The sequence below is a fragment of the Streptomyces sp. MK37H genome (assembly GCF_018035285.1).
GTDB lineage: Bacteria > Actinomycetota > Actinomycetes > Streptomycetales > Streptomycetaceae > Streptomyces > Streptomyces endocoffeicus.
Map to the genome: position 1 here is coordinate 1 of NZ_JAAAYH010000729.1, position 2,514 is coordinate 2,514.

Annotated in this window: 4 protein-coding genes and 1 tRNA gene; 2 read left to right on the plus strand and 3 right to left on the minus strand. The window is 68.6% G+C overall.

From position 1 onward, the window contains the following. Positions 1-15: 15 nt before the first annotated feature. Positions 16-89 (plus strand) — tRNA-Thr (locus GWI24_RS43290). A gap of 497 nt (positions 90-586) precedes the next feature. Here GWI24_RS43290 and GWI24_RS43295 read toward each other — a convergent pair. Beyond that, a complete protein-coding gene (locus GWI24_RS43295) occupies positions 587-1,069 on the minus strand; it encodes a MarR family winged helix-turn-helix transcriptional regulator (RefSeq protein WP_210951499.1) in 483 nt (160 codons plus the stop codon). 87 nt (positions 1,070-1,156) lie between these two features. On the opposite strand from GWI24_RS43295, the gene GWI24_RS47065 reads away from it, so the two are divergent. Continuing rightward, complete coding sequence (locus tag GWI24_RS47065) at positions 1,157-1,444, plus strand: DUF6059 family protein (protein WP_374103411.1); 288 nt, start codon at positions 1,157-1,159, stop codon at positions 1,442-1,444. On the opposite strand, the gene GWI24_RS43300 is transcribed toward GWI24_RS47065, so the two are convergent. Both GWI24_RS43300 and GWI24_RS43305 read right to left on the minus strand, forming a co-directional pair. After that, the gene (locus tag GWI24_RS43300; protein ID WP_247617695.1) at positions 1,434-2,114 is read right to left on the minus strand and encodes a DUF4232 domain-containing protein; all 681 of its coding nucleotides are present in this window, start codon (positions 2,112-2,114) and stop codon (positions 1,434-1,436) included. The two genes, GWI24_RS47065 and GWI24_RS43300, sit on opposite strands and share 11 nt — an antisense overlap. 123 nt (positions 2,115-2,237) lie before the next feature. Beyond that, a partial coding sequence (locus tag GWI24_RS43305) for a helix-turn-helix transcriptional regulator (protein WP_210951500.1) occupies positions 2,238-2,514 on the minus strand: 277 nt, incomplete at its 5' end.

A 2,514-nucleotide genomic window follows, 5' to 3' on the forward strand; every position in this document is an offset into this window, starting at 1 on the left:
CTGGCTCCGCAGCATGCCGCCTTAGCTCAGTCGGCCAGAGCGACGCACTCGTAATGCGTAGGTCAAGGGTTCGATTCCCTTAGGCGGCTCGGATGAAGCCCAGATCACACCTCGTGTGATCTGGGCTCCTTTGTGTTCAGGCGGCCCTGCCGGGCGCTGGTGAGCGAGGGGTGAGTCATCTGTCACCGCCCCTCGCGAGCCTGGGACGCATGGCGACAAACGAGCTGGCATGGATCCCGCTCCCCGTGCGCCCGGCTCCGGCGCCGACGCTGCCCGGAGAACGTGCGGAGCGTGGGGAGCCGCTTATGAATCAGAGCTACCGGGACCTGGTGGGCAGCATCCTGCGGCTGGCCGTAGCTCACCGGCGCGCGGAAGCGCACGAACGGACCGGGGGTGACGGCGCGTGCTGGTGATCCTTTCGGTCCTGGCCTTTACTCTCACCCGGTGGCTGCGCCGCCGGAAGAAGGCCGACGGGGAGGGAAGACCAACCACCTCTCCGGAACGGTTTGGAGCTCCGGAGTGAACCGGCCGCGTGCCGGTGCCGACCGAGTGGACACAGGGGCGACAGGGGCATCCGAGGCGTCCGTCAGTCAGCCGGTCCCGCGTCCTGGCGATCCGCCCGGATGCGGGCCATCTCATCGACGTAACGGGTGAACAGCCGGGCGAACTCGTCGCGTTGCCGCGCGGGCCAATCCTTGGTGACGGTCTCGAAGACCGCGCGCGGCTGGCGCCGGAAGCGGTGCAGCAGGACATAGCCGGAGTGGGTGATGCGCAGCACGCTGCGCCGCCCGTCAACCTCAGAGGCGCCGCGCACGAGGTGGCCGTCGCGGATGGCGCTGGAGACCATGCGGCTCGCCACGGACGGATCGACGTCGAGCCCCTCGGCCAGTGCTCCGACGGTCACCTCGCCCTCTGAAGTGCCCACCCCCTCGTCGACGATCTGGAGTACCCAGCCCCGGCTGATCTCGTTCTGGGACATCAGACTGCCCAGCGAACCGACGTCACGCGCTTGGAGTTTCCCCCACATCCGGTGCAGCCGGAGGAAGGCGAGAGCAGCGTCATCGTGCAACCGCTCCGTTTCACTCAATACTTGACGGCCCATAGCGTCAACCCACTCTCCGCGCCCGCACTCATCCCTATGCGACTTGACCCAAGCATGGTCACTTTCCCCAGGACCTGGCGCACGCTGCCGCAGACCCTGCTCCATTCGCTCTGGAACGGCCTGGTGGCCTTCGGCGCGCTCCACATGCCCACGGCCGAACCCCAGTCCGAACCGCAGTCCCACCCGGAACGCCTTCGCCCCGACATCCCTCTCACACCCCAGGAACGCGCCCTTCTGGCATCCCTCCGAGACCCCGATCTCACCCCGCACACTGCACAAGAACCCCCGCGCGGACCAGGTCCGAGCTGGGGTTCTTCGGGTTTTCGGGGGTTCAGCCGTTGATGGTGGGCTTGGCGGACCAGGCGGTCAGGGACAGGGTGCCGTTGTCGAGGTCCTGGTTGAAGGTGACCGTGCTGTGGGAGTTGCTGCCCGTCGGGGAGATCTGCAGGTACTTCGCGTGGGCGGTTCCGGCGCCGGTGGTGGTCCACACCAGGTCGGCCCAGGCGCTCTTGCCGGGGGCGAGGGTGATCGGGTGGGTGCCGGGGTCGGTGGCGAAGTAGGTGCTGCCGTGGCGGGCGGTGGTCTTGATGGCGGTGTGGCCGGCGCCCTCCAGGGCGACTCCGGCGTAGCCGCTGATCACGCAGGTCTCGTCGCCGGTGTTCGTCACCTTCAGGAAGGTGCCCCGGTGGTTCATCTCCGCCTGGGAGGTGCCGGCGGAGTCCAGGGTCGCCCGCAGCGTGCCCGGCTGGCATTCGGAGGTCGCCCGGGCCTTGTTGGCGCCCGAGCCCATGGCCGTTGCCTGCTTGCCGGTCTGGTTGCCCGCCTGGCTGTGGATCGAGGCGTCCGACTGGGACGACTTCGCGGCGGACGACGCGTGGGAGGAGGAGTTCCCCTTGGCGTCGGACGAGGAGTCATCGCTCCCGCAGGCGGTGAGGGCGACGGCCGAGGCGGCGGCGATCAGCGCGGCCGCACCGGCCTTACGGATACGGCGGTTGAGAATGTGGTGCGACATGACGACCCCCATGGGCTTCCGGTTTGTGCGGTTCCTGCTCACGCACCATCCATGGTGTCGGCCGCCGCTGGCGTTCCCTTAACGGTCGCTGCCGATCCGCTAACGCTCGGCTAACGCCCGCCGTCACCGCTCCGGCGGGGTCCAGTCGGCCACGAGGTCCAGGAGGCCGGGGAAGCGGGCGTTGAGGTCGGCGATGCGGACGTGGCTGCGGCGCTCCAGGCCGTATTGGCGCTGACGGGTGATGCCTGCCTCGCGGAGGGCCTTGAAGTGGTGGGTGAGGGAGGACTTGGGGCGGTCGAGACCGAACCAGCCGCAGGTGTGATCGAACTTCTCCGATTCGAGAAGGAGTTTGCGCACGATGCCGAGGCGGAGGGGATCGCTCAGCGCCGCCAGGACTGTC